The 3,358-nt window shown below is 62.5% G+C and carries 2 protein-coding genes; one reads left to right on the plus strand and one right to left on the minus strand.

Annotated elements, in window-relative coordinates; translation table 11 throughout:
• Positions 1–244 (plus strand): DsbA family protein (locus tag WKV53_RS28540; RefSeq protein WP_341408261.1); only part of this gene is annotated, 244 nt, incomplete at its 5' end.
• A gap of 85 nt (positions 245–329) precedes the next feature.
• Here WKV53_RS28540 and WKV53_RS28545 read toward each other — a convergent pair.
• Entirely contained in the window at positions 330–2,993 is a 2,664-nt protein-coding gene (locus tag WKV53_RS28545) for an excinuclease ABC subunit UvrA (protein WP_341408262.1), read from the minus strand.
• Positions 2,994–3,358: the final 365 nt, after the last annotated feature.

Consider the following 3,358-nt stretch of genomic DNA (forward strand, 5'->3'; position numbering starts at 1 on the left):
AAACCAGGATGCCCTCGATTATGACGACCTCGCCGAATACGCGGCGATCTTGGAACTCGATGCTTCCCGCCTGATCATGGAAGTCACGGCCAATGCCTATGCCGGCCGCGTGCGCGAAGATTTCAGCAGTGGGCTGAGGAGCGGGGTGAATGGAACGCCAACCTTCTTCATCAACGGCGTGCGCTACGACGGACCGCGCGCGGTCGAGTCAATGGTGGCAGCGCTCACTTATTCAGGCGGGTAGTAGGAGCCGCACACTCGGACTCGTCCTTCTTCCTCAACGTGGGAACATGCACGCTGCGGACGACCGTATTTCCAAAGCCCGCAGCCTACTTGGCTGCCACGATCTTATTGAAGAGCGCCCGGAGATAAGGCGCGGTGCGACTGCTTTTTGCGTTGGAGACCTCGACGGGAGTGCCGCTGGCGATGATGCGCCCCCCATTCTCACCAGCGCCGGGACCGAGATCGATCACCCAGTCGGTCTGGGCGATGGAGCGCATGTCGTGTTCGACGACTATGACGGTGTTCCCGGTGTCCACGAGGCCCTGGAGCTGACGCATCAGGCGGTCGGCGTCGGCGGGATGCAGGCCCGAGGTCGGCTCGTCGAGGATGTAGAAGGTATTGCCGCGTTGCGCCCTTTGCAGTTCGGTGGCCAGTTTGATTCGCTGGGCTTCGCCCCCGGAGAGTTCCGTCGCCGGTTGGCCGAGGCGCAGGTAGCCGACTCCGATCTCGCGGAGCACCGAGAGGGAGCGCATGACGTTTTCTTCCCCCGCGAAGAACTCGCATGCCTCTCCGACTGTCATGGCCAGCACTTGGGCAACGTTCTTTTCGCGCCACTCGATCTCAAGCGTCTCCGCGTTGTACCGGGAACCTTGGCAGGAGGAGCAGGGTGCGTAGACGCTGGGGAGGAACAGTAGTTCGACCATGACAAAGCCCTCCCCTTCGCAGGTAGGGCAGCGGCCCTCCGCCACGTTGAAGGAGAATCGGCCGGGGCCGTAACGACGGCGTCGCGCGGCCGGTGTCGCGGCGAAGAGTCGGCGCACATGATCGAAAAGGCCGCAATAGGTGGCGAGGTTCGATCGCGGGGTGCGGCCTATGGGCTTCTGATCCACCCTCACGAGCCGCCGGATGTGCTCCATGCCGCTCACAATGCGACCAGAGGTCTTTTCCTGCGCGATTTCCAGAAGCGGGTCGAGTTCCTCGTCCTCGGATTCGGGCGGATCGCCACCGAGCTGTTCCTGGATTAGTTCCGGTAACGCCTGGCCGACCAAGCTGGATTTTCCCGAGCCGGACACTCCGGTCACCGCGGTTAAGCAGCCGACGGGAATGGCGATGTCGAGGCCGCGCAGATTGTTGCGGGCGATTCCTTCCAACCGCAGCCAGTCGCGTGCCGTTCGAGGAGTAAGGGCTTCCGGCGGTTGCAGGTCGAAGAGATACCTCCGGGTGATCGAAGCCTTGATTTTTCCAAGCCCGTCGGGGGGCCCGCTATAGATCACCCGCCCGCCCTCGCTTCCCGCGCCTGGCCCCACGTCCACCAGCCACTCTGCCTGGCGGATGATGTCCAGATCGTGTTCGACGATGAAGAGTGAATTTCCCGCCGATAGCAGGCCGCGCAATACCGTAAACAACGCCTCGCCATCTGCCGGGTGCAATCCCGCCGACGGTTCATCCAGCACGTAAATCACGCCGAAGAGTTGGGAGAACACCTGGGTGGCCAAGCGGAGGCGTTGCAGCTCGCCAGGGGACAGCGTGGGCGTGCTGCGGTCCAGGGAGAGGTAGCCCAATCCAAGGTCGATCAACGGACGCAACCGCTCCAGCAGCTCCGAGCACAGGCGCTGGGCGGTGAGGCGCTTTTCCTCGGAAACCGAAGAGGTCCGGCGAACGTCAGGCGCGCCCCTGTGGGCGGAACCGCCCGCCGCGACGCGACGCTCGGTGGCAGCGACGCGGGCCTGCTTGTCGAGGGTCTGGTCGCTGGAGAGGTCTTTGATATGGGATAGATCGCCCCGCGCAATTGGTGCGAGCAGGGCCACGAGTCGCTCGAACGAAAGTTCACCAAATTCGGCAACGTCCAGCCCGCAATACTTCACCGACAACGCCTCTTTCTTCAATCGCTTGCCGGCGCAAACGGGGCAGTCCCGGCCGATGAGATAGCGCGACACCCGCTTCTTCATGAGGGCGCTCTTGGTGTTGGCAAAGGTTTCCAGCACATAGCGGCGCGCGCCGGTGAACGTTCCCTGGTAACTGGGCTCGGTGCCCCGCTTGCGGGCGACAAGGGTCTGTTCCGGCGTAAGGCCCGCATAGACCGGGACGGTGGGCTGTTCGTCTGTGAAGAGTATCCAGTCGCGCACCTTCTTCGACAGTTTGCGCCAGGGCGTGTCGATGTCGTATCCCAGAGAGACGAGGATATCGCGGAGGTTCTGCCCGTGCCAAGCCGGGGGCCAAGCCGCGATGGCACGCTCGCGGATCGTTAGCGAATCATCGGGCACCATCGTCTTTTCGGTCGCCTCATAGACGCGCCCCAACCCATGGCAGGCCGGGCAGGCACCTTGCACCGTGTTGGGTGAAAAATCCTCGGCGTAAAGCATCGGCTGATCCGGCGGATATTCACCGACACGGGAGTACAGCATTCGCACCAGGCTGGAGATGGTCGTCACGCTGCCCACCGAGGAGCGGGTGTTGGTTGCGGCGCGCTGCTGCTGCAAGGCCACCGCCGGAGGCAGCCCGCTGATAGAATCCACCTCCGGAACGCCTGCCTGGTCGATCAAACGGCGGGCGTAGGGCGAAACTGACTCCAAGTAACGCCGCTGCGCCTCGGCAAAAAGGGTGCCGAAGGCTAGCGACGATTTTCCTGAACCGGAAACCCCGGTGAAGACTACAAACGCATCGCGCGGAATATCGACATCCACGTTCTTCAGATTGTTCACCCGCGCGCCACGAACATGGACGCAGGGAGGGATGTCTTTCCGGGCGTGAGGGCGGGGTTCCAGCGGCATGGTAATGATGAGGTTCCATTTCTGCGGGGTGCAGAGCGGCAATGCTACCACCGTCAGCGCCTCTTCGCTACTTCTCGCAAAAGTTCAAGGCACCGCCATGAACTGATCCATAGGCAAAGGTCATCAATTTCACGTCGTTAGTCAGTCCGACATGTCCCTGGGGTCTGTCTTCGAGAGAAGACCGTAGGCAGGACGCTTTGATATACCCAAGCGGAACCTTTACGGAGCGCGGCCGAAAGCGAGTCGTTTCAAGCTTCTGGGGGCTTTCCCGGCACGCTGGCTTTACGAAAAGCCAGGCGGTCCTCGTAGGCTCCGGGAGCCCTTGGGCAGGGGAGGGAAGCACTGTCGCTTCGGCGTGGAGGGTG

The sequence above is a fragment of the Luteolibacter sp. Y139 genome, assembly GCF_038066715.1.
Taxonomy (GTDB): domain Bacteria; phylum Verrucomicrobiota; class Verrucomicrobiia; order Verrucomicrobiales; family Akkermansiaceae; genus Haloferula; species Haloferula soli.